Origin of the sequence: Pseudomonas sp. P179 (genome assembly GCF_000478485.2) — a bacterium.
In the GTDB taxonomy this organism is placed as follows: domain Bacteria; phylum Pseudomonadota; class Gammaproteobacteria; order Pseudomonadales; family Pseudomonadaceae; genus Pseudomonas; species Pseudomonas aeruginosa.
This window is the reverse complement of the sequence record NZ_KI517354.1, coordinates 607,708-632,252: the sequence shown is the minus strand read 5'-3', so window position 1 is coordinate 632,252 and position 24,545 is coordinate 607,708. Positions and strand designations below refer to the sequence as shown.

Sequence of the window (24,545 nt, the reverse complement as noted above, 5' to 3'; positions counted from 1 at the left end):
CGCCTCAGGCGCCGTTGCGGTCGAGTTCGGCCAGCTTGCCCGGCAGGCCGAACCAGGCGTCGTGGTCGTCGGGCGCCGGCTTCTTGCGGGTGATCTGCGTCCAGTTGGGATGCGCGGCGAGTTCGCCATTGAGGGCGATGAACTGCCGTTGCCCGAGCGGCACCTCGTCCTCGGCGCGAATCGCGGCGACCGGGCATTCCGGCTCGCAGAGCGCGCAGTCGATGCATTCATCGGGGTGGATGACGAGGAAGTTGGGGCCTTCGTAGAAGCAGTCCACGGGACAGACTTCCACGCAGTCGGTGTGTTTGCAGCGGATGCATTCTTCCAGCACGACGAAGGTCATGATCGTCCTCCCTGGCTCAGGCGTTCGTAGCGGCGGGCGTCGCCAGCCGTTCCAGGCGCGCCGGCACGTACTTGTGCCAGGGCGTGCCGGCGAGGAAGTCGCGCTGGGTGCAGTCGGTCACCTCGTTGGGCGCCACGCCCCGGCGCACCACCTCGCCCTCGGCGTTGCGGTAGTCCAGGCCCTGGCCGTTGGGCAGGGAGATATTGCCCGGCTGCATCATGTCGCTGATCTCCACTTCCGCCTCGACCTCGCCGCGGCGGGTCACCACGCGCAGCACCTCGCCGTCGGCGCAGCCCAGCGCCTCGGCGTCCTGCGGGCTGATGCGCAGGGTGCCGTAGCGCCCGCGGCGGTGCCAGCCGGTGTCGCGCACGGCGGTATTGCTGGTGTCGCTGCGCCGCTCGCCGGCGGCGAGGATGAACGGGTAGGCCGGATCGTGGGGTGGCGCGCTGTGGGCGAGCTTGGCCAGTTCCGGCAACAGTTCGGGGATGTGCAGGTTGATCCGCTGTTCGGGACGGGCGACGGCCTGCCAGCTTTCGGCGTAGGTGGTTTCGGCGAAGACCACCCCGGACGGGTTGTCGAGCATGGCCTGGAACAGGCGGTCGGCGGCCAGCGGCGGCAACCCGTCGAAGCCGGCGCGGGCAGCGGTCTTGCGGTTGTTCAGCACGTGCAGTTGGCAGATGCCCCAGATCGCCGCGGCCGCTTCCATGCCGGCGGGCAGGGTCGGGCCGAGGGTACGGTAGAGCAGGACCGGCGCGTATTTCATGACCTTGGGGCGGGTCGCCGCGGCGGCGAGGAAAGCCGCCGAGAATGCCTTGCGCCCGAGCTTCAGGGCCAGGCGCAACGGCCGGTAGTCTTTCTCGCCGAGCACGCCCATGGCTTCCAGCAGGCGGGCGTGGATCTCCGCTTCCGGCAGGGTGCCGGGGCGCGCCGGGAACAGCGGCGCGCGCAGGTGGAAGGCGTTGCGCGGGAATTCCAGGTTGAAGAAGGTCGCCTCGGCCTTTTCGAACTGGCTCGCCGCCGGCAGCACGTAGTCGGCGTGGCGCGCGGTCTCGGTCATGGCCACGTCGATCACCACCGACAACTCCAGGGCGCGCATGGCTTCGCGCATGCGCTGGCTATCGGCCAGCGAATGCAGCGGGTTGCCGGTCTCCACCAGCATGGCGCGATAGCGCTTGGGATGGTCGGTGAGGATTTCCTCTGGAATCACGTTGCAGGGAATCAGGCCGATGATGATCTTGGCATTGGCCACCGGGCTGCGCTTCTCGACGCGTGGCGCGCCCTTCTTGCCCATCGAGGTATCGCCCTTGCTGGCCTTGGACAGCGAGAGGAAGGGCACGAAGGCGTTGCTGGTGCCGGGGCGCCCGTAATGGCCGGTGAGCAACCAGACCAGGCGTTGCAGGTAGCTGCCGAGGGTCGAGTGCAGGTTCATCTGCATGCCCAGGTCTTCCAGCGCCGATACGCTGCTGGCGCTGGCGATCCGCCGGGCGGCGGCGCGCAGCTTGTCTTCCGCCACCCCGCAGGTCTCGGCGCAGTAGGCCACCGGGATGGCGTTCAGTTCGTCGACGATGTGCTCGTAGCCGCTGGTGTGCTCGGCCAGCCAGTCGCGCGCCAGCATCCCGTCCTGGACGATGATCCCGACCAGCGCCGCCAGGCACCAGGCGTCGGTGCCCGGACGGATCTGCAGGTGGAAGTCGGCCAGGGCGGCGGTTTCGCTCAGGCGCGGGTCGATCACGATGATCGAGCGCGCGGGGTCCTTGGCCATGGCGTTGAGCAGCACGCGGGCGCGGGCGAAACCATGGGATTGCCAGGGATTCTTGCCGATCAGGATGGCCACCTCGCAATGCTCGAAGTCGCCGTGCACGCCGGTACCGAACATCTTGCCCTGGACCCAGAACTCGCCGGTCTTTTCCTGGGCCAGGGCGTTGGAGCGGTACTTCACCCCGAGGGCCTTCAGCGTGCTGTCGCCGTAGGCGCCGCCGAGGTGGTTGCCCTGCGCGCCGCCGCCGTAGTAGAGGATGCTTTCGCCGCCATGCCTGCGCTTGATGGCGAGGAATTTCTCCGCCACCTCGCGGATCGCCGTGTCCCAGTCGATGGCTTCGTAGCTGCCATCGGGGCGCCGGCGCATCGGCGTGTCCAGGCGGTCGGCGCCGTTCTGGTAGTAGTCCATGCGCTGCGATTTCTCGCAGACGTAGCCCTGCGAGGCGGGGTGGTCGTCATCGCCGCGGATCTTGCTGATGCGGCCATTCTCGGTCTGCACTTCCAGCCCGCAGTTGAGGCTGCAGAGGATACAGGCGGTCTTCTTCCATTGCGGGGACGGCGTAGTCACGGTGTGTTCCTCGTTGTTGTCGTTGCCGGCGCAACCTGGGGCGCACCCCAGCCGTGCGGGCTTCGTTCTTTCGGGACTGCCTGACGCTGTGCTGCAAGGACGACGCGCGGGCGGCACACGGAACCCCGTCGTATCGGCCTTTCCCTCTCATGCTCGACGCTTCTACAGTTCCGAATCGGAACTTACTATGCGGGCGCTGATATGGGACCCGTCCGTAGTGCTGGTTTGTCCGATCCTGGCAGGAGCGCGCCGGATCCATGACCTTTTCGGCCGGATACTAAGTTCCAATTTGGAACTGGTCAAGCTCCGAAGCGGCCCCCTAGAATGGACGGAGGTTTTTCCGGGAGAACCCCATGAAATGGCAAGAAGTCGGCGAAACGCCCTGTTCGATGGCGCGCAGCCTGGCGATCCTCGGCGACCGCTGGACGCTGCTGATCCTGCGCAACTGCTTTCTCGGCATGCGCCGCTTCGATGAGTTCCAGGCCAGCCTCGGGGTCACCCGTCAGGTACTGGCCGACCGCCTGAGCCGGCTGGTGGAGGCGGGCGCGCTGAAGAAGGTGCCTTACCAGGAGCGACCGCCGCGCTACGAGTACCGCCTCACCGAGATGGGCCACGACCTGCATCCGGTGCTGCTGGCCCTGGCCAATTGGGGCGACCGCTGGCTCGACGAGGGCCGCGGCGCTCCGGTGGAGTATGTACACAAGGCCTGTGGCCACAAGTTCCGGCCGACCATGGTCTGCCCGGAGTGCGGCGAGCCGGTGGGGTCGCGCGATGTGACGGCGGTGCCGGGGCCGGGGTTCGCGGCGATGGCTGGCAAGCTCGCGCAGAACTGAATCCGCGCGCGCTCTGCCATGGGCGGGCCGCGACCCGCTCGGTTCGCTCAGCCGGCCTTGCGGAAGACGAACATCAGACCCACCACGATCAGCCCCATGCCCAGCAGGCTGAGCCAGCCGAGGCGGTTGCCGAAGACCATGAAGTCCATGATCGCGGTCACCGCCGGCACCAGGTAGAACAGGCTGGTGACGTTGACCAGGTTGCCCTGGGCGATCAGCCGGTAGAGCAGCAGGGTCGCGCCCACCGAGACCACGACGCCCATCCACAGTGCGGGGACCAGGAAGCCGGCGTTCCATTCGAACTCGAACGGCTGGAAGGGCACGAACGCCAGGCACAGGCCGAGGCCGGCGAGGTACTGCAGGGGCAGGGTGCCCAGCGGGTTCTCGCGGATGCCCTTCTGCATGATCGAGCCGCCGGTGACGCCGGCCAGCGCCAGCAGTGCGCAGAGGATGCCGGCCGTGGACATCCCGGCCAGACCGATGCCCTGGTAGACCACCAGCACCAGGCCGGCCAGGCCCAGCAGCAGGCCGAACAGGCGCGCCGGCGACTGCCGGCGTTCGAGGATGACGGCGGTGAGGATCGGTTGCACGCCGAGGATGGTCGCCATCATGCCGGGAGTGACCTGCAGCTTCAGCGAGAAGATATAGAAGATCGGATAGATCCCCAGCATCACCAGGCCGGTGAGCAGGGCCTTGCCGCGCTCACGCGCGCTGCGCGGCGTGCGCAGCCTGAGCAGCGGGGCGAGCGGCAGCAGGCAGGCGAGGGCGATGCCGAAGCGGAACACCAGGAAGGCGAACGGCGAGGAGTGCGCCAGGCCCCATTTCGAGGCGATGGCCCCGCTGCTCCAGAGCAGGACGAAGAGGCTGGTGCTGGCCAGGCCGGCCAGCGCGGATTTGTTCAGTGCAAACATGGATCTGCCACCTTGTAGTCGGGCATGCCGCGGGCTCGGGCCGGCGGCGGACGGCACGCCTCGGCAGCGGATGGCGCTGCTTGCGGCGGGCTGTGGAAGAGAGTTGGGGCGCTACCGCGCTCGTCAGGGGCTGACGCCCGGCGGCGGGCAGGCGGCCGAACCGGGAGGGGGAGGCGGAGGCGAGGCGACTACAGGAGGGGAAACGCAGCCCAGGCTGGCGCACGGCTGGAGCGCGCCGACCTCGCCGGTGGCTACCGGAAGGGCGGGGAGCGAGCTGTGCGAGCGCTGGTTCATGGAGGCTATCCGGTGGATGAAGACAACGAGAGGGACTATAGCGGGCCGTCCGGGATTTGACGAGCCTGTGGGCGAGCCTTGCGCTAAAACGCCAGCCCGGCGACAAACCGGGCCGGCGCCGGGCTTCACTTGCCGGTCTTCACCGTGTTCCAGGTGCGCGTGCGCACGCGGTCGATCTTCTGCGGCATGGACTCGAGGGCGAACAGCTTGGCCATCTTCTCCTGCGGCGGGTAGATCGCCGGGTCGGCCTTGATCTCGGCGTCCACCAGCGGGTCGGCGGCCAGGTTGCCGTTGGCGTAGTGCACATGGTTGCTGATCGCGGCCATCACCTCGGGACGCAGCAGGTAGTTCATGAAGGCGTAGCCGGCCTTCTCGTCGGGCGCGTCGACCGGCATCGAGACCATGTCGAACCACAGCGGCGAGCCTTCCTTCGGCGTCGAGTAGCGCACTTCCACGCCGTTGTTGGCCTCCTTGGCGCGGGTCGCGGCCTGCAGGATGTCGCCGGAGAAACCGACCACCATGCAGATCTCGCCGTTGGCCAGGTCGCTGACGTACTTCGAGGAGTGGAAGTAGCGGATGTACGGGCGCACCTTCAGCAGCGCCGCCTGGGCCTGCTTGTAGTCGTCGGCCTTCTGGCTGTGGTGTGGCAGGCCGAGGTAGTTGAGGGTGATGGGCAGCAGCTCGGGGCCGTTGTCCAGCACCGCCACCCCGCACTTGCTCAGTTTCTGCATGTATTCGGGCTTGAAGAAGATATCCCAGGAGTCCAGCGGCGCGTCGTCGCCGAGCACCGCCTTGATCTTCGCCGGGTTGTAGCCGATGCCGGTGGTGCCCCAGAGGTAGGGGAAGCCGTACTGGTTGCCCGGATCGTTGACCTCCAGGGCCTTGAGCAGCACCGGGTTGAGGTTCTTCCAGTTGGGCAGCTGGGACTTGTCCAGCTTCTTCAGGGCGCCGGCCTGGATCTGCTTGGCCATGAAGTGGTTCGACGGGAATACCACGTCGTAGCCGGATTGGCCGGTCATCAGCTTGCCGTCGAGGGTCTCGTTGCTGTCGTAGACGTCGTAGGTGGCTTGGATGCCGGTTTCCTTGGCGAAGTTCGCCACGGTTTCGGGAGCGATGTATTCGGACCAGTTGTAGATCTTCAGGTTGTCCGCGGCGAGGGTTGCGCCGCTGCCGCAAGCGAGGGCGAGGAGGGTGAGGGAAGCGATGCGGGTCTTCATTGTTGTAGGTGTCCTGTCGGCTGACGACAGCGTCGGCGACGGACTGGTTCGCCGCCGGCGCTCAGGGGGCGCCGGCAACGCTGGCCGGCACCCGGGTTTTATCCCGCGTTGCCGGAAGCGAGGAAAGGGGCGGCTTTTACCTGCGGGCCCGCAGACAGGCGCCGGCACCGCAGCGGGGCGTCGCTCCGCCCGCCTGCCTCAACTCAGGGCGACCTTGACCCCGAGGGCGATCAGCAGGCCGCCGAGCAGCTTGTCCACCACCCCCTGGGCCCTGGCCAGGCCGCGGCGCACCACCGCGCTCTGGATCAGCACCACCAGCAGCGGCCACCAGAGTGCGGCGAGGCCGACGATGATGCCGGCGTACCAGAGCTTCTCGGCGAAGCTGGAGTCCAGGCTCAGCACCTGGGTGAACACGGCGAGGAAGAACAGCGTGGCCTTGGGGTTGAGCAGGTTGCACAGGTAGCCCTGGAGGAACGCGCTCCAGTGGCCGACGCGCTGCACGCCGCCGACCGCCAGGTCGAGCGTGCCGCCGCCGCGCGAGCGCAGGGCCTGGATGCCGATCCAGATCAGGTAGACCGCGCCGGTGTACTTCAGCGCGTTGAACAGCCACGGCGTGGTGGTGATCAGCACCGCCAGGCCGGCGACGCAGTAGGCCATGTGGGTGGCCACGCCGAGGATCACCCCCAGCGAGGTCATCATCGCCGCCGAGCGCTGGTAGCGCGCCGCGTTGCGGATGATGAGGAAGAAGTCCGGGCCGGGCGAGAGCATGCCCAGGGTGGCGAGGGTGGCTACGAAGAGCGAGGTTTCCAGCATGATTCGATACGCCTGGCGCAAGGCGGCGCCGGTTCGCTGCGGCGCCGCGGGTCGGTGGTTACTGGGTCAGTTCCTGTTCGCTGAACAGGCCGTCGAAGAGCATGCTCGAAAGATAGCGCTCGCCGGAATCGGGGAGGATCACCACGATGGTCTTGCCCTGCATGTTCGGCTCCTCGGCCAGGCGCACCGCGGCGGCCATCGCCGCGCCGGAGGATATGCCGCAGAGGATGCCTTCTTCCTGCATCAGGCGCAGCGCCATGTTCTTCGCTTCGTCGTCGCCGATCTTCTCGACCCGGTCGACCAGCGACAGGTCGAGGTTCTTCGGCACGAAGCCGGCGCCGATGCCCTGGATCTTGTGCGGGGCGGGCTTGACCTCCTCGCCGGCGAGGGTCTGGCTGATCACCGGCGAGGTCACCGGCTCCACCGCCACGGCGAGGATCGGCTTGCCCCGGGTGTTCTTGATGTAGCGCGAGACGCCGGTGAGGGTGCCGCCGGTGCCGACCCCGGAGACCAGCACGTCCACCGCGCCCTCGGTATCGTTCCAGATCTCCGGGCCGGTGGTCTTCTCATGGATCGCCGGGTTGGCCGGGTTGTCGAACTGCTGCGGCATGAAGTACTTCCCGGGATCCCCCGCGACCAGTTCCTCGGCCTTCTGGATCGCACCCTTCATGCCCTTCGCCGGTTCGGTCAGGACCAGCTCCGCGCCCAGCGCCTTGAGCACCTTGCGTCGCTCCAGGCTCATCGACGCCGGCATGGTCAGGATCAGTTTGTAGCCGCGTGCGGCGGCGACGAAGGCGAGGCCGATGCCGGTGTTGCCGGAGGTCGGCTCGACCAGGGTCATGCCGGACTTCAGTCTGCCGCTGGCTTCGGCATCCCAGATCATGTTCGCGCCGATCCGGCACTTCACCGAATAGCCGGGGTTGCGCCCTTCGATCTTGGCCAGGATGGTGACGCCGCGCGGGGCGATGCGGTTGATCTGGACCAGCGGCGTGTTGCCGATGGACTGCGCGTTGTCTGCGAAGATGCGGCTCATGATGGTGTCCTTGTCGCATGGAGAAAGATCAATCAGCCTATTCCGCCCCCGCCCGCGCGTCCAGACGCGTTCGAACCAGCGGCGCGCCGCGCGTGTCCACTGTCCAGGAGGGCCGTACCGATGAAGAAACGCTATGCCATTCCCCTGGGCAGCCTGGCGGCGCTGCTTCTGTTGTTGCTGGCGCTGCACCTGGCGCTGCCGTACCTGGTGCGCGACTACCTGAACGGCAAGCTGGCCGACATGGGCGACTACCGTGGGCACATCGCCGACGTCGACCTGGCGCTCTGGCGCGGCGCGTATCGGATCGACGGGCTGAGCATCGTCAAGGACAACGGCAAGGTGCCGGTGCCGTTCCTCGACGCGCCGAGCATCGACCTGTCGGTGAGCTGGCAGGCGCTCTGGGATGATCACGCAGTAGTGGCGCGGGTGGTCTTCGAGCGTCCGCAGCTCAACTTCGTCGATGCCGGCGGCGACCGCGACGCCTCGCAGACCGGTGCCGGCACCGACTGGCGCGAGCAACTGGACAAGCTGCTGCCGATCACCCTCAACGAGGTGCGGGTGGTGGACGGCACCCTGCGTTTCCGCAACTTCACTTCGAAGCCGCCGGTGAACCTGCACGCCTCGGCGCTCAACGCCAGCATCTATAACCTGACCAACGTGGCCGACGCCCGGGGCGAGCGGCCGGCGCGTCTCGAAGGCACGGCGCGGATACTCGGCCAGGCGCCGCTGGAAGTGGCGGCGCATTTCGACCCGCTGAGCGACTTCGAGGACTTCGACCTGCGCCTGCGGGTCACCCGCGTCGAGCTGAAGCGGCTCAACGACTTCGCCAGCGCCTATGGCAAGTTCGACTTCAATGCCGGCACCGGCGACCTGGTGCTGGAGGCCCAGGCTAAGCGCGGCCAGCTGGATGGCTACATCAAGCCGCTGCTGCGCGACGTGGACGTGTTCAACTGGCGGCAGGACGTGGAGGATGGCGACAAGAACCTGTTCCGCTCGGTGTGGGAGGCGCTGGTCGGCGGTGGCGAGACTGTGCTGAAGAACCAGCGCAAAGACCAGTTCGCAACCCGTGTGAACCTGAGCGGTAATATCCACCAGCGGGACGTCAGCGCGTTCCAGGCGTTCCTCGGGATTCTCCGCAACGCGTTCGTCGAGGCGTTCAACGCTCGTTTCGAGCGTTCCCCGGCGACGCGCGACGACGACGGCTGAAGACGCGGGCGGAACGGCGGGTCGCGAGGTGGCCGGGCATTCAGTGACTGAATGACCCGTCTGCGTTCACAGTGCGCTTGTCCCCGCGTTATAGTCGGGTTTTCAAACAATACTGAACTGCCCGGTTTTCCAGCCAGGGCGTTACCGTTCGAGGATTTCCTGATGAAGTTCGAAGGCACCCAGTCCTACGTCGCCACCGACGACCTCAAGCTCGCGGTCAACGCCGCCATCACCCTGCAGCGGCCGCTGCTGGTGAAGGGCGAACCGGGCACCGGCAAGACCATGCTCGCCGAGCAGTTGGCCGAGTCCTTCGGCGCCAAGCTGATCACCTGGCACATCAAGTCCACCACCAAGGCCCACCAGGGCCTCTACGAGTACGATGCGGTAAGCCGCCTGCGCGATTCGCAGCTGGGCGTGGACAAGGTTCACGACGTGCGCAACTACATCAAGAAGGGCAAGCTCTGGGAGGCCTTCGAGGCCGAGGAGAGGGTGATCCTGCTGATCGACGAGATCGACAAGGCCGACATCGAGTTCCCCAACGACCTGCTGCAGGAACTCGACAAGATGGAGTTCTACGTCTACGAGACCAACGAAACCATCAAGGCGAAGCAGCGCCCGATCATCATCATCACCTCGAACAACGAGAAGGAACTGCCCGACGCCTTCCTGCGCCGCTGCTTCTTCCATTACATCGCCTTTCCCGACCGCGAGACGTTGCAGAAGATCGTCGACGTGCACTACCCGAACATCAAGCAGTCGCTGGTCAGCGAGGCGCTGGACATCTTCTTCGACGTGCGCAAGGTGCCCGGCCTGAAAAAGAAACCTTCGACTTCCGAGCTGGTCGACTGGCTGAAGCTGCTGATGGCCGACGAGATCGGCGAAGCGGTGCTGCGCGAACGCGACCCGACCAAGGCGATCCCGCCGCTGGCCGGCGCCCTGGTGAAGAACGAGCAGGACGTGCAGCTTCTCGAGCGCCTGGCGTTCATGAGCCGCCGCGCCAGCCGCTGAGTGCGTCGGCCCTTTCCGGGGAAAGGGCTGCGGGGCGGCACGCCAGACAGCGGAGGAACATCCCATGCTCAGCGGAAGTTGCCTGTGCGGCGCGGTAAGCTATGAAATCGACGCGCCCATCGAGTCGGCCAGTCATTGTCATTGCAGCCAGTGCCGCAAGGCCCACGGCGCGGCGTTCGCCACCTACGGCAAGGTGCGCCGCGAGGCGTTCCGCTATGTCGCCGGAGCGGACGCGGTGGCCGAATACCACTCGTCGCCAGGCGTCACCCGTACCTTCTGCCGCCACTGCGGATCGAACCTGCAGTGGCTTGGCGGCAACGAGGACCCGACGTACACCTCTATTGCCCTCGGCACCCTCGACTCGCCGCTGCCATCGGTAGCGCAGCGGCACATCTACGTGGGTTCGAAAGCCGACTGGTACGTCATCGCCGACGACCTGCCGCAGGAACACCAATACTGACCGGCGCTCGCGCGCCGGGATCAACGGACAACAGACGAGGTCGCAGCCATGCTGCTCAACCTGTTCAACGAAATGCGCGCAGCCAAGGTGCCGGTGTCGGTGCGCGAGCTGCTCGACCTGATCGACGCCCTGAAGCACCGCGTGGTGTTCGCCGACATGGACGAGTTCTACTACCTGGCGCGCACCATCATGGTCAAGGACGAGCGCCACTTCGACAAGTTCGACCGGGCCTTCGGCGCCTACTTCAAGGGCCTGGAGAAGCTCGACGACCACCTCAAGGCGCTGATCCCCGAGGAATGGCTGCGCAAGGAGTTCGAGCGCCTGCTGACCGACGAGGAAAAGGCGCAGATCCAGTCCCTCGGCGGCCTGGACAAGCTGATCGAGGAGTTCAAGAAACGCCTCGAGGAACAGAAGGAGCGCCATGCCGGCGGTAACAAGTGGATCGGTACCGGCGGTACCAGTCCGTTCGGCTCCGGCGGCTTCAACCCGGAGGGCATCCGCGTCGGCGACGCCGGCAAGCGCCAGGGCAAGGCGGCCAAGGTCTGGGACCAGCGCGAATACAAGAACCTCGACGACCAGGTCGAACTGGGTACGCGCAACATCAAGATCGCCCTGCGGCGCCTGCGCAAGTTCGCCCGTGAGGGCGCGGCGGAGGAGCTGGACATCGACGGCACCATCGACCACACCGCGAAGGACGCCGGGCTGCTCAACATCCAGATGCGCCCGGAGCGGCGCAACACGGTGAAGCTGTTGCTGCTGCTGGACATCGGCGGCTCGATGGACGCCCACGTCAAGGTCTGCGAGGAGCTGTTCTCGGCCTGCAAGACCGAGTTCAAGCACCTGGAGTATTTCTACTTCCACAACTTCATCTACGAGTCGGTGTGGAAGAACAACCTGCGCCGCAGCAGCGAACGCACCGCCACCTTCGACCTGCTGCACAAGTACGGTCCGGACTACAAGGTGGTGTTCGTCGGCGACGCGGCGATGGCGCCCTACGAAATCACCCAGGCCGGCGGCAGCGTCGAGCACTGGAACGAGGAAGCCGGTTACGTCTGGATGCAGCGCTTCATGGAGAAGTACAAGAAGCTCATCTGGATCAACCCCTATCCGAAGGACACCTGGAACTACACGGCGTCCACCGGCCTGGTCCGCGAACTGGTCAAGGAACAGATGTATCCGTTGACCCTGAGCGGCCTGGAGGAGGGCATGCGCTTCCTCTCGCGCGGTTGAGCCAACTGCCTGCGGGACCGGCGACAGGCGCGGCGGCACGCAACTTGCCTACCCTGTGTATCCCGTCCGCGCGGTAACAGCGCGGCGCGGCCACCGGTAACGATGGGCACGCCATGATCGACTCGACCTTCTCCCGCGCCACCTGGCTCAACTCGCTGCACATGTCGACCCTCACTCTCTCGCTGCTGGAGAAGGAAGGGTTCGCCCGCGAGCAACTGCTCGAAGGCAGTGGCATCACCCCCGCCGACCTGCTCGACCTGCGGCGCCTGATCAGCCCCTGGCAGGAGCAGCAGGTGTTCGCCAACGCCTGCCGGCTCAGCGACGAGCCGGCCCTCGGCCTGCGCCTGGGACTGCGCACGCGGATTTCCGCCTACGGCCTGCTCGGCTACGCGCTGCTCTCCGCGCCGACCCTCGGCGAGGCGCTGCGCATCGGCCTCAGCTATCCGGTCTTGCTCGGCACCTACTTCCACCTGTCGCTGGAAGTCGCCGACGGCCGCGCCTGGCTGGTGGCCACCGGCTACGGCGAGGACGAGGCGCTGCGGCCATTCAACACCGAGCTTTGCCTGGGCTCGCTGAAGGTCACCTGCGCCGACCTGCTCGGCCAGCCGCTGCCCTTGCTGGAAGCGGCCTTCGACTATGCCGGCGACGAGGCGATGGCGCGGGCCTACGCCGAGGGTTTCGCCTGCGAGTTGCACTTCGAACGCGAGCGCAGCGCCATCGGCTTCGCCGCCGAATGGCTGGAGCGCCCGTTGCCGCTGGCCGACCCGGTGACCCACCGGGAGATGCTGGAACAGTGCCGGCGGCAGAACATCGACCTGGCCGCGCGTCGTGCCTGGCTGGACAAGGTCCGGGCGATCCTCGCCGAGCGCTTGCAGGACCCGCCCGGCCTGGAGGAACTGGCCAGGCGCCTGAACTGTTCGTCGCGCAGCCTGCGCCGGCACCTTCAGCAGCAGCGCACCAGCTACCAGCAATTGCTCGACGAGTTGCGCTTCGCCCGCGCCAAGGAGTTGTTGCAGAGCGGCGACATGCCGATCTACCGGATCGCCGAGGAACTCGGCTTCAGCGAGACCGCCAGCCTGCGCCATGCCTTCCAGCGCTGGAGCGGCCAGCCGCCGAGCCATTTCCGCGCCTGAGCGCTCGCTCAGGCGGAGGGGCTGGTGTCGGCGTGGCGCCGTCGCCGTTCGTCCGCCACCTCACTCAGGGATTTTGCCGCGCCGTCGCCAATCCAGGCCATGAAGGCACGATCGAAGCGGAAGTCGGCGCCGCACAGCCCGACGAGGAAGCGCCGTACGTCCTGGGCGTTGCGCTAGTCGCGGCACACTGCGGTGTCGCGGGTGATGGTGTCGCCGTGCCAGCCGAAGACCATCTGTCGTTTCTCTGCGCGCGCTGGAGCGGGCAGGCCAACGATGGCCTGCCCACGGGCCGTCAGGATGCCGGCTCTTCGATCAGCCGGTCATAGGGCGGCAGGCCGCTGTATTGGCCCAGGGCTTGCTCGTAGGCGTTCTTCAGGTCGTCGGCGGCGAGGTCGTAGCCGACCAGCAACTGTTCGAGTTCAGCGGCGTTCTGCGGGTCGTCGTTCTGCAACTGCGCGTCGAGTTCGCGGGTGCGCGCGGCGACACACTGGATCGCCACCATCAGGGTTTGGGGTTTCAGGTTCATGGTTCACTCCTAGAGCCCGCGGGCTTTTTCCCATTGGCGGCGGATGGCGTTGCGCACGAAGTTGTCCAGTTGGCCCATGAGGACCTCCCGGTACATCGGCTTGGCCGGCATGATGGTGTAGTGGGTGGCTTGCAGGCGCTTGTTGTAGCTGTCCTGCTTCACCTTAAGGTCCGGCGGGATGTCGGTGCCGTCGGGTATCACGAAGTCGCCGTCGGCGCGGCGCAGCACGCCGGCGCGGTCGAACACCGAGGTGCCGCCGGTGTCCGGGGCGTAGAGGCCGTCGCGGCCGGCGACGATGTCCGGCGCGCGGGCGGGGACGCCAGGGGTGTTGGGGCTGTCGAAGGTCGGATGCAGCAGCGGGGCGACTTCCGCAGCCTCGGCGAGTTCCTTGTCGGGACGCAGGTAGCGACCGATGTCGCCGTCGTAGTTGGCCTTGAATACCGCACGGTAGAGGGTGAGGCTGGTTTTCTCGTAGTCGTAGGACATGGGTGGACTTCCCTGTGGGTTGCGTTCGCGGCGCCGCGGGTGCGCGGCATCGCTACCGGCCACCGTCCTTGTGGCGCCATCGGCGAGCAGGATAACAGCCGTGGGCGGATCCGCCAGGGGCAGGCGACGACCGTCGCCCGGGAGGCTCAAGGCCTGGCCGCGCCGTGCAGGTAATGGCGGATGCGCACCTCCACGCCGGCGCTCTGGAAGCGCCGGGCGGCGGCCTCGACCCGCAACTCGCCGCGGGTCACCCGCTGGTGGTGGCGCAGGTGTTCCAGCCAGGATTCGTCGATGAAGAACTCCAGCCACAGGCGACGGTTGCCGCTGTCCTGGACCAGCCCCCAGGACACCGCGCCGTTGCGCCGACGCATGGCGCGCACCTCGACCATCGCCGCCTGGAATGCCGCGGCGTCCTGCGGGTCGATGTCGTACTCGAGGGTGACCATCACCGGGCCGCGTTCCTGGTCCACCTCTTCGTCGACAAGTGGTGCCGGCCAGTGCAGCGACGGCGCGAGGTCCTCGGCCTCGGTGACCGGCAGCCGGCAGCGCAGCGACGCGAACAGGCCGAGCAGCAGCGCGGCGCTGGCGCAGAGCAGGGCGAAGGTGATCGACAGGTGGCTGGCGACCAGACCCCACAGGGCGCCGCCGGCGGCCATGCTGCCGAAGAACACCAGGATGTAGACCGCCAGCGCGCGGGCGCGGACCCAGGCCGGCACGGAGGTCTGCGCGGCGACCTGCAGGCTGGAGAGCACGGCGATCCATGCCGCGCCGCTGAGCAGCATCACCGGCACCAGCAAATAGAGGTTGCGCAGCAGCGCCAGGGCCACCAGCACCAGTGCGTAGAGCACGCTGGAGAGCAGCACCAGGCGGTCGCTGCCGAGGCGTTCGCGCAGGCGCGGCAGGAACGCGGCGCCGAGCACCGCGCCGACGCCGACGCTGCCCAGCAGCAGGCCGAAGTCCATGGCGTTGCCATGCAGTTCGCCGCGCACGATCAGGGGCAGCAGCGACATGCCGGCGCTGGCGCCGAGGAAGAACGCCACCGCGCGCACCAGCACCGATTGCAGTGGCCTCGAGCTGCGGCTGTAGCGCCAGCCGGCGCGCAGGGCGCCGAACAGGCGTTCCGCCGGCAGCACCGAGGGCACGGCCTCGCGTTTCCAGGCCAGCAGCACGGCGATCACCGCGAAGAAGGAGAGGGCGTTGAGGGCGAAGGTCAGCCAGGGGCCGACCAGGCTCACCAGCACCCCGGCGATGGCCGGTCCGACCGCCCGCGCCAGGTTGACCCCGACACTGGACAGCGCCACCGCCGCCGGCAGTTCGTCCTTGCCCACCAGTTCCGGAGTGGTGGCGCTCCAGGCCGGCATCATCAGCGCGGTGCCGATGCCCATGCACAGGGTCAGGCCGAGCAGCAGCCAGACGCTGGTCAACTGGAGCAGGGTGAGGCTGGCCAGCAGGGTGGCCACCAAGGCCATCCACAATTGCACGCCGAGCAGGTAGCGGCGCTTGTCGACGATATCGGCGAGGGCGCCGGCCGGCAGGGCCAGGAAGAACATCGGCAGCGATCCGGCGACCTGCACCAGGGCCACGTTCAGCGGGCTGGCGGAGAGCGAGGTCATCAGCCAGCCGGCGCCCACCTCGTGCATCCAGGTGCCGATGTTCGAGGCGATGCTGGCCAGCCATAGCCAGCGGAAGGTGGCTTGGCGCAGGGGACTCCAGGGTGAGGCGGCGGGTGCGGTCATGGTCAGAGCGAGCCTTTGAGTGGGTATTCGACGATCAGGTAGAGGCGGTCGATGTCGTCGCCGGCCTGGGCCGCGTTGGCCCGGTGGCTGAGGTGCGAGACGTTCAGCGAGAGGTCCTTGAGCGGGCCCGAGGCGAACAGGTAGCGCAGGTCGAGGTCGCGCTCCCAGTGCTTGCCGCCGCTGCCCTGCAAGGGCCGGTAGCGGCCATCGGCGCCCAGCGGGTTGTAGGCGCCGCCGGCCGGCGCATGGCTGCCGTCGATGGCGCGGCCGCTGACGTAACGCGCCATGAAGCTCAGCCCCGGCAGGCCGAACGGGGCCAGGTCGAGGTCGTAGCGGGCCTGCCAGGAGCGTTCGCCGGGACCGTTGAAATCGGCGTACTTGATCGAGTTGGCGAGGTAGATGGAGTCACCTCCGACGAAGTCGAACGGCGTATCCCCATGGACACGCTGGTAGGCCAGGGAGAAACCCTGCGCGCCGACGCGGTACTTCAGTTGCAGGCTGTAGGCCAGGGTGTCGATCGCGCCGGCCCGGCTGCGGCCCTGGTCGCGCGTGCGATAGAGGTTGCCATCCAGGCTGAACGCGGCACGTTGCAGGTTCATGTTGAGATAGACCTGGCGCCAGACGTTGTCCAGTTGCGCGGCGAACAGCGAGCCGCTCAGGTTGTCGCTGGCCGCCAGGCTGGCGCCGGCGAAGCCGATGGCGCTGCCGGCGGTGCTCGCGCCGTAGCCGTCGAAGTCGCCATGGCCGGAGCTGGAGGCCTGTTCCTTGAAGGCGGTGAAGCGCCCGGCCTGGATCCGCACGCGGTCGAGGTCGTCGCTCTGCAGGAAGAAGCCCCTGGCGTACTGGGGTTGCAGGCGCTTGTCGCTGGTATCGAAGACCGGGGTCTCGACGGTCATTTCGCCGACCTTGAGCAGGCTCTCGCCGAGCCGCAGCTTGAGTGCGGCGCCGGCGTCGGAATACTCGCTGGCGTTATCGCCGGATGAGTCCAGCGGCAACAGGCCGGTGCCGGCATGGCCACGTCCGCCGTCGAGCTTGAAGCCGGCGAAGCCGTGGAGATCGAGGCCGAAACCGACGCGGCCGGGAGTATAGGCCGACTCCAGGTCGGCGATCAGGCCGTGTGCCCATTCCTTGCGGTAGCCGCGCCCGACGTCCGCGCGGCGATAGTCGTTGTAGAGGAAGTAGTTGCGGTTGAGCAGGCGCCACTCCAGGTAGTCGGGTGCCTTGGCTTCCTCTGTCGCGGCGTGGCACGGCGAGGTGCCGCCCAGCGCCAGGAAAAGGGCCAGGCGGCCGACCGGTCGAACGCGGATCATCGGGAAAACTCCGGGCGAGGCGGGCCGCGAAGGGCCCGCCCGGGTACGTCAGAAAGCGAAGCAGGAACAGCCGAATGCGCCCCAGAAACCCTGGAAGTCGCTCACCGGTACGTTGGAGTGGCGCGCGCGGTTGTGCTCGTGGGCGTGTACCGCGCAGGCACCGACGCACTGGTGGACCTGGGCGGTCAGCGGCGCGCCTTGCCGCCAGTGGCCGGGTACCTTGGCCACCGGCGACCAGTCCGGCAGCACCGGCGGCGCCGGCGGACCGAGCTTGTCGAACTCGGCGGCGGCATAGACGACCTTGCCGTCGACCACCGTGAGCACCGACTCGATCCACTTGATGGCCTCTTCCTCGACGCCGAAGAAGTCCGCCGACAGCGCCGCCAGGTCGGCGAGCTGGCCAACCTTGATCTGTCCTTTCTTGCCCTGCTCGCTGGAGAACCAGGCGCTGCCGTGGGTGAACAGCTGCAATGCGGTTTCCCGCGGCAGGCCCTGCGGATACAGGGCCATGCCGCCGACGGTGCGGCCGCTGACCAGCCAGTACAGCGAGGTCCAGGGGTTGTAGCTGGAGACCCGGGTGGCGTCGGTGCCGGCACCCACCGGCACGCCCTCGGCGAGCATGCGCTGGATCGGCGGCGTGGCCTCGGCGGCCTTGGCACCGTAGCGGTCGACGAAGTACTCGCCCTGGAAGGCCATGCGGTCCTGGATCGCGATGCCGCCGCCGAGTGCCCGTACCCGCTCGATGTTGCGCGGGGTGATGGTCTCGGCGTGGTCGAAGAACCAGGGCAGGCCGTTGAACGGAATGTCGCGGTCGACCTTCTCGAACACGTCGAGCATCCGCGAGATCGATTCGTCGTAGGTGGCGTGCAGGCGGAACGGCCAGCGCTGCTCCACCAGGTGGCGGACCACCGGCTCCAGCTCCTGCTCCATGGTCTGCGGCAGGTCCGGGCGCGGTTCGAGGAAGTCCTCGAAGTCGGCGGCGGAGAACACCAGCATCTCGCCGGCGCCGTTGTGGCGGAAGAAATCGCTGCCCTGGCCGTACTTGACGCTGCCGGTCCAGTTCTTGAAGTCGGCGAGTTCTTCCTTCGGTTTCTGGGTGAACAGGTTGTAGGCGATGCGTACGGTGAGCTGGCCCTGGTCGGCCAGTTCGCGAATCACCTGGTAGTCGTCCGGGTAGTTCTGGAAGCCGCCGCCGGCGTCGATCGCGCTGGTCAGGCCGAGGCGGTTGAGTTCGCGCATGAACTGGCGGGTGGAGTTGACCTGGTATTCCAGCGGCAGCTTCGGTCCCTTGGCCAGGGTGGCGTAGAGAATCATCGCGTTGGGCCGGGCGATCAGCATGCCGGTGGGTTCGCCGCTGCTGTCGCGGACGATCTCGCCGCCGGGCGGGTTGGGCGTGTCCTTGGTGTAGCCGACCACGCGTAGGGCGGCGCGGTTGAGCAGGGCGCGATCGTACAGGTGGAGGACGAACACCGGGGTGTCCGGCGCGGCCTTGTTCAATTCCTCCAGGGTCGGCATGCGCTTCTCGGCGAACTGGAACTCGTTCCAGCCGCCGACCACCCGCACCCACTGGGGGCTGGGCGTGCGTTCGGCCTGGTTTTTGAGCATGCGCAAGGCGTCGGCCAGGGAGGGCACGCCTTCCCAGCGCAGCTCCAGGTTGTAGTTGAGGCCACCGCGGATCAGGTGCAGGTGCGAGTCGTTGAGACCGGGGATCACGGTGCGCTTCTGCAGGTCGATCACCTGGGTGGCGCTGCCGCGATGGAGCATCGCCTCGGCGTCGTTGCCGACGGCAAGGAACTTGCCGTCCTTGATCGCCACGGCGGTGGCGGTGGGGTTGTCGCGGTCCACGGTGTGGAAACGGCCGTTGTGCAGGATCAGGTCGGCGGTCATGGAACCTCCTGGGTTGCTTGAGGGAGAAAGGCTGGCGGCGTTGGCGAAGGGCAGGGCGGACCACAGGACTCCGGCGGCGCCCAGCACCGAACTGGTAGTGAGGAAATGGCGGCGGTCCTTGCTCGGCGGATCGTGGCTCATGGCGTGCTCCTGGCAGCGGGGCGGAATCGGTCAGCGAGGGCGGCGGCGAGAGAGGCCACCGGACAGGATAGGTGCGGCGGGAAACGTACGGGACGAAAGAGCGGTTTTCCCGAATGACGCATCCTCCTGCAAGCGCAACTTGCTGGTGGTCGATAGCAAGTAAGGCGCGAGACATGTCCTGAACTTCATGGGGGCTTTTTCTTATAGGGCGGACTGTCGATTCTGCTAGCTGGTAATCCTTCTTTTATTGTCTCTGTGTGCGCTTTTTGTATGGATGTGTCGAATATTTTGAATATCGCCGTTCAACTTTATCCAGGGCCGCAGTTCAGTGATTTATTTTCTCGAAAAGTTTGTTTTTTCCAATATTCATGCTTCATAGTCTGGCCGGCCACGGGAAATTATCTGTTGGCCTGCGTGCTGTTGTGCGCAACAGCTGGAATTCATCGTTCGTTGTCAGGAAACAATCATGAGCCACTATCTCGAAGTTCTAACTCCGCAGAACAGCCAGATCATCTTCATCGACCAGCAGCCACAGATGGCATTCGGCGTACAGTCCATCGATCGCCAGACGCTGAAGAACAACGTAGTGGGCCTGGCCAAGGCGGCGAAGGTATTCGACATCCCGGTCACCATCACCACGGTGGAAACCGACAGCTTCTCCGGCCCGACCTATCCGGAGCTGCTGGCGGTGTTCCCCGAGCAGAAGATCCTCGAACGCACCTCGATGAACTCCTGGGACGACCAGAACGTGCGCGACTCGCTGGCCGCCGCGGGCCGCAAGAAGGTCGTGGTCGCCGGGCTGTGGACCGAGGTCTGCAACACCACCTTCGCCCTCTGCGCCATGCTCGAGGGCGGCTACGAGATCTACATGGTGGCCGATGCCTCGGGCGGCACCTCCAGCGACGCCCACAAGTACGCCATGGACCGCATGGTCCAGGCCGGCGTGGTACCGGTGACCTGGCAGCAGGTCCTGCTGGAGTGGCAGCGCGACTGGGCCCGCCGGGATACCTACGACGCCGTGATGGCCATCGCCAAGGAGCATTCCGGGGCCTACGGCATGGGCGTGGACTACGCCTACACCATGGTGCACAAGGCGCCCGAGCGGGTGACCCACGGCGAACGCATCGGCCCGAATCCGGCCAAGTGAATGCCGGCCGTGCCGCTCCGGTCCGCCGGGTGGCACGGCCGCGAAGGAGAACGAAGATGAAGCTCTACGTATTGTCGCTGGGCGCCGGACTGTTGGTGGGGATCGTCTACAGCCTGCTGCAGGTGCGTTCGCCGGCTCCGCCGCTGGTGGCGCTGGTGGGGTTGCTCGGCATCCTGCTCGGCGAGCAGGTCATCCCGGTCGGCAAGCAATTGCTCGGCGGTTGCGCGTTCGCCTCGGCCTGCGACAAGGCGGGTTCGGTCGGCCATGTGCTGGGGCAACTACCGGGTCGGCATCGCCTCGACCAGGCCGCTGGCCCGTCGGAAAAGGAAAAGGGTTGAGCGTTATATCATCGAGTAACAGCGCAGTAATCTGGTAGTTATCTTCGTCGGTTAGATTTCCCCGGAACGGCTCCCTCGGATTAATCTCTGGGGGAGCTTTCGTGCGTCGTTTTTCGCGTCGAGAGAAAAGTGTCACGAGATCATCAGGCGCATGGAATCAGGGGGAGTCATGACTGTTGCCATAGACAGAACAAAGGGCGACCAATCCACGCCAGGGAACATCATAAGGGGAGAAGGGTACGCCTTGATTCGCAATAGTGAGGCGACTCCCGATCCGGACAAGGTGATCCATATTCCTTGTGCCGATTCGTTTTCCGTCATCGTGCAGTTGCGCGATTTCAATTCCCATCGTCTCTGGAATGGAAACAAACTGGTTTTCGATGGCGGACATCCACGGAAAAGTATCTCCATCGCCTATCTTGGCGATGAAATAAAGTGCCAGCACCGGACAACTTACGACAATGTCCGCTTCATGTTGCCGCGCGCTTCGATAAAGGAGTTTCTCTACGAAGAAGGGCAACGCGCGTCCGCCGAGCCGGAGCGGATCATCGGTGTCGACGATCCGGTGGTCTATCACCTGGCGCTGGCGCTGCTGCCCAGCTTCGCCAGGGCGGGCGAGCGCAACGAACTGTTCATCGAGCAGGTCATGCTGGCGCTGTTGACCCACGTTCAGGATCGCTTCGCTTCGACCCAGGTCCCGGTCTGCACCGGCAAGGGCCTGGCGCCCTGGCAATTGCGCAGGGCCAAGGAGCTGATCGCCGGGCATCTGGCCGAGGGCGTGTCGGTGGCGCGCCTGGCCGAGGAGTGCGGGCTCTCGCGCAGCTATTTCACCAAGGCCTTCAAGTGCAGCACCGGTTTTTCGCCCCACGAATGGCTGATGCGCATGCGCGTCGACCGGGCCAAGGAGCTGATGCTGGGCAGCGACGAACCGCTTTCGCAGATCGGCGTCGCCTGCGGCTTTTCCGACCAGCCGCATTTCTCGCGGATCTTTCTCCGGCTGGCCGGCGCCTCGCCCTCGACCTGGCGTCGGGTCAAGCGGCAGCGCACCGACGCAGCGCTGTGAACCGCGACCGTGCGTGACGGACGGTACGGAAGCCGCCGGATGCTCGGCTAGAATGCCCTGGCTTCGGCGGTCGCCATCGGCCGCCCACTTCGCAACGGAACAGGGAATCGCAGATGAAAGCAGTACGCCAGGGTCGCGGCGTAACGGGGTTGCTCATGCTCCTGGCGCTGGCCGGGTGCAGTTCGCGGTCGGCGGAGCCGCCGCCGCCCAACCCCGACGAAGTACGGGCGAAGATCGTCCGCCTGATGCCGGCCACGGTGCGCGATCGCCAAGGGTGGGCCAGCGATATCTACGCGGCCTTTTCCGCCCAGCAGATCTACCCCAGCGACGAGAATCTCTGTGCGGTGCTGGCGGTGACCGAGCAGGAGTCCACCTACCAGGTCGACCCGCCGGTGGCCGGCCTGGGCAGGATCGCCACCCGCGAGGTCGAGCGTCGTGCCGGCAAGCTGCACGTGCCGGCGTTCCTGGTCAGCTCGGCGCTGAATATCAAGTCGCCCGATGGCCGCACCTACAGCCAGCGCCTGGCCGCGGCGCGCACGGAGAAGGAACTGAGCGAGACATTCGACGATTTCATCGCCATCGTGCCCATGGGCGGCAAGCTGTTCGGCGGCTTCAACCCGGTACACACCGGCGGGCCGATGCAGGTCAGCATCGCTTTCGCCGAGCAGCACGCGGACGGCTATCCCTATCCGCTGGACGGCAGCATCCGCCGCGAGGTGTTCAGCCGGCGCGGCGGCATGTATTTCGGCATCGCCCACCTGCTTGGCTATCCGGCGGACTACCCGGCGCCGCTGTACCGATTCGCCGACTTCAACGCCGGCTGGTATGCCAGTCGCAACGCCGCGTTCCAGAGCGCGGTGAGTCGCGTCTCGGGGATTCCGCTGGCGCTGGATGGCGATCTGATCCGCTACGGCACGCGCACGCCGGGCTCCACCGAACTGGCCGTGCGCAGCCTCGGCAAGCGCCTGGACATGAGCGACGCGGCGATCCGCCGGGCGCTGGAGCAGGGCGACAGCCCGGAGTTCGCCGACAGCGCGCTGTACCGCAAGGTCTTCGCCCTGGCCGAAAGCGCCACCAGCAAGACATTGCCCCGCGCCGTGCTGCCGGGGATCACCCTGGAGAGCCCGAAGATCACCCGCAAGCTGACCACCGCCTGGTTCGCCAAGCGCGTCGACGAACGCTACCAGCGCTGCATGGCGCGCGTGCGGAAACGCTGAGTCCATCGTCGCGCGGGTCGAACCTGGCGCCGCCGCGGGAGTCTGCCGTCCTGTCAGCCAAGCTCATGGAGAAGCAGCGTATGAAGACCCGATACAGCGCCGAGGCACCGGCGCGCGACGAACTGGACCGGCTCGCCGGTCCGACGCTGGTGGAGTTCGGTACCGACTGGTGCGGCCATTGCCAGGCCGCCCAGCCGCTGCTGGCGGAAGTATTCAGCGACTATCCGGAGGTCGGCCACCTGAAGGTCGAGGACGGTCCCGGGCGCCGCCTGGGGCGCTCGTTCCAGGTCAAGCTGTGGCCGACCTTCGTCTTTCTTCGCGACGGCCGGGAGGTGGCGCGGGTGGTCCGCCCCGGCAGCGCCAGCGTGCTGGAAGAAGCGTTCGAGAGCCTGGTCGGCGAGGGCTGAGGACCCGGCCCGCGGGCCGGGCGGCGTTCAGGCCGGCATCGCGTGATCCACCTGTTCGCGGATCTCCTGGTAGCGCAGTTCCATCAGCTTGCGCTGCTCGCGCCGGGCCAGGGCCTGGGCGTAGCGGCGTTTCTCGATCGCGGTCTCCGGTTCCAGCGGACGCACCGCCACCGGCCGGCGCTGGTCGTCCATCGCCACCATGGTGAAGAAGCAACTGTTGGTATGGCGCACGGTGCGCTCGTGGATGTTCTCGGTCATCACCTTCACCCCGACCTCCATCGAAGTGCGCCCGGTGTAGTTCACCGAGGCGAGGAAGGTCACCAGTTCGCCGACATGGATCGGCTCGCGGAAGATCACCTGATCCACCGACAGGGTCACCACGTAGCGTCCGGCGTAGCGCTTGGCGCAGGCAAAGGCCACTTCGTCGAGGAGCTTGAGCAGCGCGCCGCCGTGGACGTTGCCGGAGAAGTTCGCCTTGTCGGGGGTCATGAGCACGCTCATGGTCAGTTGGTAGCTGCCAGGTTCCATCGTTCACCTATCACGCAAGTTGGTCACGGGCCATTGCAGTGGGCCGGCGGCTGCTCTGCGGCGGCCTCTGGCGATAGGGTAGGGAGAAACGCCGGCGCGATTAGCACCGCAGTCGACAATGGTGTTTTCCGCGAAACGGGCTTGCGGCGCCGCTCCGTATGCGCCAAGGGCTAGTCGCGGGAGCCGCCGCGTCCTTCCCGGCTGGCATCCATCCAGCGCAGCACTTCTTCGCCGAACTCCGGTGGCGCGATACGCCCCACCCGGCGTACCAGGTCGAGGATGGTCTGCTGGGCCAGCGCTTCTTCCATGCGCTTCTGCGCGGTGAGCATCACCGCGTGGATCGAGCAGGTGTTGCGGGTCGCCCAGGAAGGCGGGTTGCCTTCGAAGATCGCGCAGCGCTCGCGGACCTCGCGGCATTCGAAGATCGATTTGTCGCCGTCGATGGCGCGGACCACGTCGAGCACGCTGATTTCGTTGGCCGGCCGTGCCAGGCGGAAGCCACCGCGCACGCCTTCGGTGGCAGCCACCAGGCCGGCCTTGGCCAGGCGGGTGAAGACCTTGGCCAGCAGTTCCGGCGGCACGCCCTGCAACTCGGCGAGGGTACGTACGCTGGACTCGCGGCTGTCGCCTTTCTCGTCGGCGAGGAACAACAGGCAGTGGATGCCGTATTCGACGCCGGCGCTATAGAGAGCCATCACTAACTCCGATAGAAATATTCGCAATATTCTGCGCGGTTTTCAGGTCGCTCACAAGGACAGGTCGTTCGCTGTCTTCCGCCTCGAAGCGCTCTATCTCCGATCCTTTTCGTATGTTTTCGACGTCTTTTCCTCTCTTTCACGGCGAGGGGCGATTGCCTGTCGGAACGCTTTTCGGGGATTGATCTTCTTAACTACGACAAATATAGTCGTAGTTACGGAGAGGCTTTTCTCCGGATATCCCGTCCTTTCCCTCC

The 24,545-nt window shown here is 66.6% G+C and carries 25 protein-coding genes and 1 pseudogene; 11 read left to right on the top strand and 15 right to left on the bottom strand.

Going from position 1 to position 24,545, the window contains the following annotated elements:
• Positions 1 to 4: 4 nt before the first annotated feature.
• On the bottom strand, positions 5 to 343 hold the full coding sequence (fdxA, locus tag HMPREF1224_RS15440; protein WP_003090580.1) for a ferredoxin FdxA: 339 nt from the start codon (positions 341 to 343) through the stop codon (positions 5 to 7).
• Between the two features lie 16 nt (positions 344 to 359).
• On the bottom strand, positions 360 to 2,669 hold the full coding sequence (locus tag HMPREF1224_RS15435; RefSeq protein WP_010793095.1) for a molybdopterin oxidoreductase family protein: 2,310 nt from the start codon (positions 2,667 to 2,669) through the stop codon (positions 360 to 362).
• Positions 2,670 to 3,022: 353 nt separating this feature from the next.
• Here HMPREF1224_RS15435 and HMPREF1224_RS15430 point away from each other — a divergent pair, with 353 nt between their 5' ends.
• Positions 3,023 to 3,502 carry a winged helix-turn-helix transcriptional regulator gene (locus HMPREF1224_RS15430; RefSeq protein ID WP_003090577.1) on the top strand — a complete coding sequence of 160 codons (480 nt, stop codon included), beginning with the start codon at positions 3,023 to 3,025 and terminating at the stop codon, positions 3,500 to 3,502.
• Between the two features lie 47 nt (positions 3,503 to 3,549).
• Here the strand turns inward: HMPREF1224_RS15430 and HMPREF1224_RS15425 are convergent, their stop codons facing one another.
• The 4 genes from HMPREF1224_RS15425 to cysK all read right to left on the bottom strand — a co-directional run bounded on the left by HMPREF1224_RS15425 (position 3,550) and on the right by cysK (position 7,770).
• Positions 3,550 to 4,413: a DMT family transporter gene (locus HMPREF1224_RS15425; protein WP_003090576.1), complete on the bottom strand. Its 864-nt coding sequence runs from the start codon at positions 4,411 to 4,413 to the stop codon at positions 3,550 to 3,552.
• 419 nt (positions 4,414 to 4,832) lie between these two features.
• Positions 4,833 to 5,924 (bottom strand): polyamine ABC transporter substrate-binding protein, encoded by a 1,092-nt coding sequence (locus HMPREF1224_RS15420; RefSeq protein ID WP_003090575.1) that lies wholly within the window; start codon positions 5,922 to 5,924, stop codon positions 4,833 to 4,835.
• A gap of 198 nt (positions 5,925 to 6,122) precedes the next feature.
• Positions 6,123 to 6,737 (bottom strand): LysE family translocator, encoded by a 615-nt coding sequence (locus HMPREF1224_RS15415; protein ID WP_003090574.1) that lies wholly within the window; start codon positions 6,735 to 6,737, stop codon positions 6,123 to 6,125.
• Between the two features lie 58 nt (positions 6,738 to 6,795).
• Positions 6,796 to 7,770 carry a cysteine synthase A gene (gene cysK / locus HMPREF1224_RS15410; RefSeq protein WP_003090573.1) on the bottom strand — a complete coding sequence of 325 codons (975 nt, stop codon included), beginning with the start codon at positions 7,768 to 7,770 and terminating at the stop codon, positions 6,796 to 6,798.
• Positions 7,771 to 7,890: 120 nt separating this feature from the next.
• Between cysK and HMPREF1224_RS15405 the strand changes: the two genes are divergently transcribed.
• The 5 genes from HMPREF1224_RS15405 to HMPREF1224_RS15385 all read left to right on the top strand — a co-directional run bounded on the left by HMPREF1224_RS15405 (position 7,891) and on the right by HMPREF1224_RS15385 (position 12,807).
• Entirely contained in the window at positions 7,891 to 8,976 is a 1,086-nt protein-coding gene (locus HMPREF1224_RS15405; protein ID WP_003101533.1) for a DUF748 domain-containing protein, read from the top strand.
• A 162-nt stretch (positions 8,977 to 9,138) separates the two neighbouring features.
• The gene (locus HMPREF1224_RS15400) at positions 9,139 to 9,984 is read left to right on the top strand and encodes an AAA family ATPase (RefSeq protein ID WP_003090571.1); all 846 of its coding nucleotides are present in this window, start codon (positions 9,139 to 9,141) and stop codon (positions 9,982 to 9,984) included.
• Between the two features lie 64 nt (positions 9,985 to 10,048).
• Positions 10,049 to 10,444 (top strand): GFA family protein, encoded by a 396-nt coding sequence (locus HMPREF1224_RS15395; protein ID WP_003101529.1) that lies wholly within the window; start codon positions 10,049 to 10,051, stop codon positions 10,442 to 10,444.
• 48 nt (positions 10,445 to 10,492) lie between these two features.
• Entirely contained in the window at positions 10,493 to 11,674 is a 1,182-nt protein-coding gene (locus HMPREF1224_RS15390; protein ID WP_003101527.1) for a vWA domain-containing protein, read from the top strand.
• Positions 11,675 to 11,787: 113 nt separating this feature from the next.
• Positions 11,788 to 12,807, top strand: a complete 1,020-nt coding sequence (locus HMPREF1224_RS15385; protein WP_003101519.1) for an AraC family transcriptional regulator — start codon at positions 11,788 to 11,790, stop codon at positions 12,805 to 12,807.
• A gap of 8 nt (positions 12,808 to 12,815) precedes the next feature.
• On the opposite strand, the pseudogene HMPREF1224_RS45845 reads toward HMPREF1224_RS15385, so the two are convergent.
• From HMPREF1224_RS45845 to HMPREF1224_RS15360, 6 genes and pseudogenes are all read right to left on the bottom strand, one after another.
• A pseudogene (locus HMPREF1224_RS45845) lies at positions 12,816 to 12,968 on the bottom strand (DUF6434 domain-containing protein); the annotation flags it as partial.
• A gap of 131 nt (positions 12,969 to 13,099) precedes the next feature.
• Positions 13,100 to 13,333 carry a type IV secretion system immunity protein Tsi2 gene (gene tsi2, locus HMPREF1224_RS15380; RefSeq protein ID WP_003114383.1) on the bottom strand — a complete coding sequence of 78 codons (234 nt, stop codon included), beginning with the start codon at positions 13,331 to 13,333 and terminating at the stop codon, positions 13,100 to 13,102.
• 9 nt (positions 13,334 to 13,342) lie between these two features.
• Complete coding sequence (gene tse2 / locus HMPREF1224_RS15375) at positions 13,343 to 13,819, bottom strand: type VI secretion system effector Tse2 (RefSeq protein ID WP_003451813.1); 477 nt, start codon at positions 13,817 to 13,819, stop codon at positions 13,343 to 13,345.
• Between the two features lie 146 nt (positions 13,820 to 13,965).
• Complete coding sequence (locus HMPREF1224_RS15370; protein WP_003101515.1) at positions 13,966 to 15,555, bottom strand: MFS transporter; 1,590 nt, start codon at positions 15,553 to 15,555, stop codon at positions 13,966 to 13,968.
• Positions 15,556 to 15,557: 2 nt separating this feature from the next.
• Positions 15,558 to 16,865 (bottom strand): OprD family porin, encoded by a 1,308-nt coding sequence (locus HMPREF1224_RS15365; RefSeq protein WP_010793094.1) that lies wholly within the window; start codon positions 16,863 to 16,865, stop codon positions 15,558 to 15,560.
• 48 nt (positions 16,866 to 16,913) lie between these two features.
• Positions 16,914 to 18,752 (bottom strand): amidohydrolase, encoded by a 1,839-nt coding sequence (locus HMPREF1224_RS15360; RefSeq protein WP_003101513.1) that lies wholly within the window; start codon positions 18,750 to 18,752, stop codon positions 16,914 to 16,916.
• Between the two features lie 607 nt (positions 18,753 to 19,359).
• Here HMPREF1224_RS15360 and HMPREF1224_RS15355 point away from each other — a divergent pair.
• Both HMPREF1224_RS15355 and HMPREF1224_RS15350 read left to right on the top strand, forming a co-directional pair.
• On the top strand, positions 19,360 to 20,040 hold the full coding sequence (locus tag HMPREF1224_RS15355; protein WP_003090561.1) for a hydrolase: 681 nt from the start codon (positions 19,360 to 19,362) through the stop codon (positions 20,038 to 20,040).
• Positions 20,041 to 20,096: 56 nt separating this feature from the next.
• On the top strand, positions 20,097 to 20,378 hold the full coding sequence (locus HMPREF1224_RS15350; RefSeq protein WP_003101509.1) for a XapX domain-containing protein: 282 nt from the start codon (positions 20,097 to 20,099) through the stop codon (positions 20,376 to 20,378).
• A 157-nt stretch (positions 20,379 to 20,535) separates the two neighbouring features.
• On the opposite strand, the gene HMPREF1224_RS45840 is transcribed toward HMPREF1224_RS15350, so the two are convergent.
• Positions 20,536 to 20,769 carry a hypothetical protein gene (locus tag HMPREF1224_RS45840; RefSeq protein ID WP_223290715.1) on the bottom strand — a complete coding sequence of 78 codons (234 nt, stop codon included), beginning with the start codon at positions 20,767 to 20,769 and terminating at the stop codon, positions 20,536 to 20,538.
• Here HMPREF1224_RS45840 and HMPREF1224_RS0111880 point away from each other — a divergent pair.
• The 3 genes from HMPREF1224_RS0111880 (at position 20,662) to HMPREF1224_RS15340 (ending at position 23,065) form a co-directional block, all read left to right on the top strand.
• Positions 20,662 to 21,441: an AraC family transcriptional regulator gene (locus HMPREF1224_RS0111880; RefSeq protein ID WP_223818588.1), complete on the top strand. Its 780-nt coding sequence runs from the start codon at positions 20,662 to 20,664 to the stop codon at positions 21,439 to 21,441. The genes HMPREF1224_RS45840 and HMPREF1224_RS0111880 overlap by 108 nt on opposite strands.
• A 113-nt stretch (positions 21,442 to 21,554) precedes the next feature.
• The gene (locus HMPREF1224_RS15345; RefSeq protein ID WP_010793091.1) at positions 21,555 to 22,658 is read left to right on the top strand and encodes a DUF1615 domain-containing protein; all 1,104 of its coding nucleotides are present in this window, start codon (positions 21,555 to 21,557) and stop codon (positions 22,656 to 22,658) included.
• A gap of 80 nt (positions 22,659 to 22,738) precedes the next feature.
• Positions 22,739 to 23,065 carry a thioredoxin family protein gene (locus tag HMPREF1224_RS15340; protein ID WP_003101499.1) on the top strand — a complete coding sequence of 109 codons (327 nt, stop codon included), beginning with the start codon at positions 22,739 to 22,741 and terminating at the stop codon, positions 23,063 to 23,065.
• A gap of 27 nt (positions 23,066 to 23,092) precedes the next feature.
• Here the strand turns inward: HMPREF1224_RS15340 and HMPREF1224_RS15335 are convergent, their stop codons facing one another.
• Both HMPREF1224_RS15335 and HMPREF1224_RS15330 read right to left on the bottom strand, forming a co-directional pair.
• On the bottom strand, positions 23,093 to 23,593 hold the full coding sequence (locus HMPREF1224_RS15335; protein ID WP_003090555.1) for an acyl-CoA thioesterase: 501 nt from the start codon (positions 23,591 to 23,593) through the stop codon (positions 23,093 to 23,095).
• A gap of 170 nt (positions 23,594 to 23,763) precedes the next feature.
• The gene (locus tag HMPREF1224_RS15330) at positions 23,764 to 24,288 is read right to left on the bottom strand and encodes an RrF2 family transcriptional regulator (protein ID WP_003090553.1); all 525 of its coding nucleotides are present in this window, start codon (positions 24,286 to 24,288) and stop codon (positions 23,764 to 23,766) included.
• Between the last annotated feature and the right edge of the window lie 257 nt (positions 24,289 to 24,545).

What these genes read in the sequence shown, in the direction of transcription:
- fdxA (WP_003090580.1), bottom strand. Translation starts at nt 343, where the DNA reads ATGACCTTCGTCGTGCTGGAAGAATGCATCCGCTGCAAACACACCGAC.
- HMPREF1224_RS15430 (WP_003090577.1), top strand. Translation starts at nt 3,023, where the DNA reads ATGAAATGGCAAGAAGTCGGCGAAACGCCCTGTTCGATGGCGCGCAGC.
- HMPREF1224_RS15425 (WP_003090576.1), bottom strand. Translation starts at nt 4,413, where the DNA reads ATGTTTGCACTGAACAAATCCGCGCTGGCCGGCCTGGCCAGCACCAGC.
- HMPREF1224_RS15420 (WP_003090575.1), bottom strand. Translation starts at nt 5,924, where the DNA reads ATGAAGACCCGCATCGCTTCCCTCACCCTCCTCGCCCTCGCTTGCGGC.
- HMPREF1224_RS15415 (WP_003090574.1), bottom strand. Translation starts at nt 6,737, where the DNA reads ATGCTGGAAACCTCGCTCTTCGTAGCCACCCTCGCCACCCTGGGCATG.
- cysK (WP_003090573.1), bottom strand. Translation starts at nt 7,770, where the DNA reads ATGAGCCGCATCTTCGCAGACAACGCGCAGTCCATCGGCAACACGCCG.
- HMPREF1224_RS15405 (WP_003101533.1), top strand. Translation starts at nt 7,891, where the DNA reads ATGAAGAAACGCTATGCCATTCCCCTGGGCAGCCTGGCGGCGCTGCTT.
- HMPREF1224_RS15400 (WP_003090571.1), top strand. Translation starts at nt 9,139, where the DNA reads ATGAAGTTCGAAGGCACCCAGTCCTACGTCGCCACCGACGACCTCAAG.
- HMPREF1224_RS15395 (WP_003101529.1), top strand. Translation starts at nt 10,049, where the DNA reads ATGCTCAGCGGAAGTTGCCTGTGCGGCGCGGTAAGCTATGAAATCGAC.
- HMPREF1224_RS15390 (WP_003101527.1), top strand. Translation starts at nt 10,493, where the DNA reads ATGCTGCTCAACCTGTTCAACGAAATGCGCGCAGCCAAGGTGCCGGTG.
- HMPREF1224_RS15385 (WP_003101519.1), top strand. Translation starts at nt 11,788, where the DNA reads ATGATCGACTCGACCTTCTCCCGCGCCACCTGGCTCAACTCGCTGCAC.
- tsi2 (WP_003114383.1), bottom strand. Translation starts at nt 13,333, where the DNA reads ATGAACCTGAAACCCCAAACCCTGATGGTGGCGATCCAGTGTGTCGCC.
- tse2 (WP_003451813.1), bottom strand. Translation starts at nt 13,819, where the DNA reads ATGTCCTACGACTACGAGAAAACCAGCCTCACCCTCTACCGTGCGGTA.
- HMPREF1224_RS15370 (WP_003101515.1), bottom strand. Translation starts at nt 15,555, where the DNA reads ATGACCGCACCCGCCGCCTCACCCTGGAGTCCCCTGCGCCAAGCCACC.
- HMPREF1224_RS15365 (WP_010793094.1), bottom strand. Translation starts at nt 16,865, where the DNA reads ATGATCCGCGTTCGACCGGTCGGCCGCCTGGCCCTTTTCCTGGCGCTG.
- HMPREF1224_RS15360 (WP_003101513.1), bottom strand. Translation starts at nt 18,752, where the DNA reads ATGACCGCCGACCTGATCCTGCACAACGGCCGTTTCCACACCGTGGAC.
- HMPREF1224_RS15355 (WP_003090561.1), top strand. Translation starts at nt 19,360, where the DNA reads ATGAGCCACTATCTCGAAGTTCTAACTCCGCAGAACAGCCAGATCATC.
- HMPREF1224_RS15350 (WP_003101509.1), top strand. Translation starts at nt 20,097, where the DNA reads ATGAAGCTCTACGTATTGTCGCTGGGCGCCGGACTGTTGGTGGGGATC.
- HMPREF1224_RS45840 (WP_223290715.1), bottom strand. Translation starts at nt 20,769, where the DNA reads ATGTCCGCCATCGAAAACCAGTTTGTTTCCATTCCAGAGACGATGGGA.
- HMPREF1224_RS15345 (WP_010793091.1), top strand. Translation starts at nt 21,555, where the DNA reads ATGAAAGCAGTACGCCAGGGTCGCGGCGTAACGGGGTTGCTCATGCTC.
- HMPREF1224_RS15340 (WP_003101499.1), top strand. Translation starts at nt 22,739, where the DNA reads ATGAAGACCCGATACAGCGCCGAGGCACCGGCGCGCGACGAACTGGAC.
- HMPREF1224_RS15335 (WP_003090555.1), bottom strand. Translation starts at nt 23,593, where the DNA reads ATGGAACCTGGCAGCTACCAACTGACCATGAGCGTGCTCATGACCCCC.
- HMPREF1224_RS15330 (WP_003090553.1), bottom strand. Translation starts at nt 24,288, where the DNA reads ATGGCTCTCTATAGCGCCGGCGTCGAATACGGCATCCACTGCCTGTTG.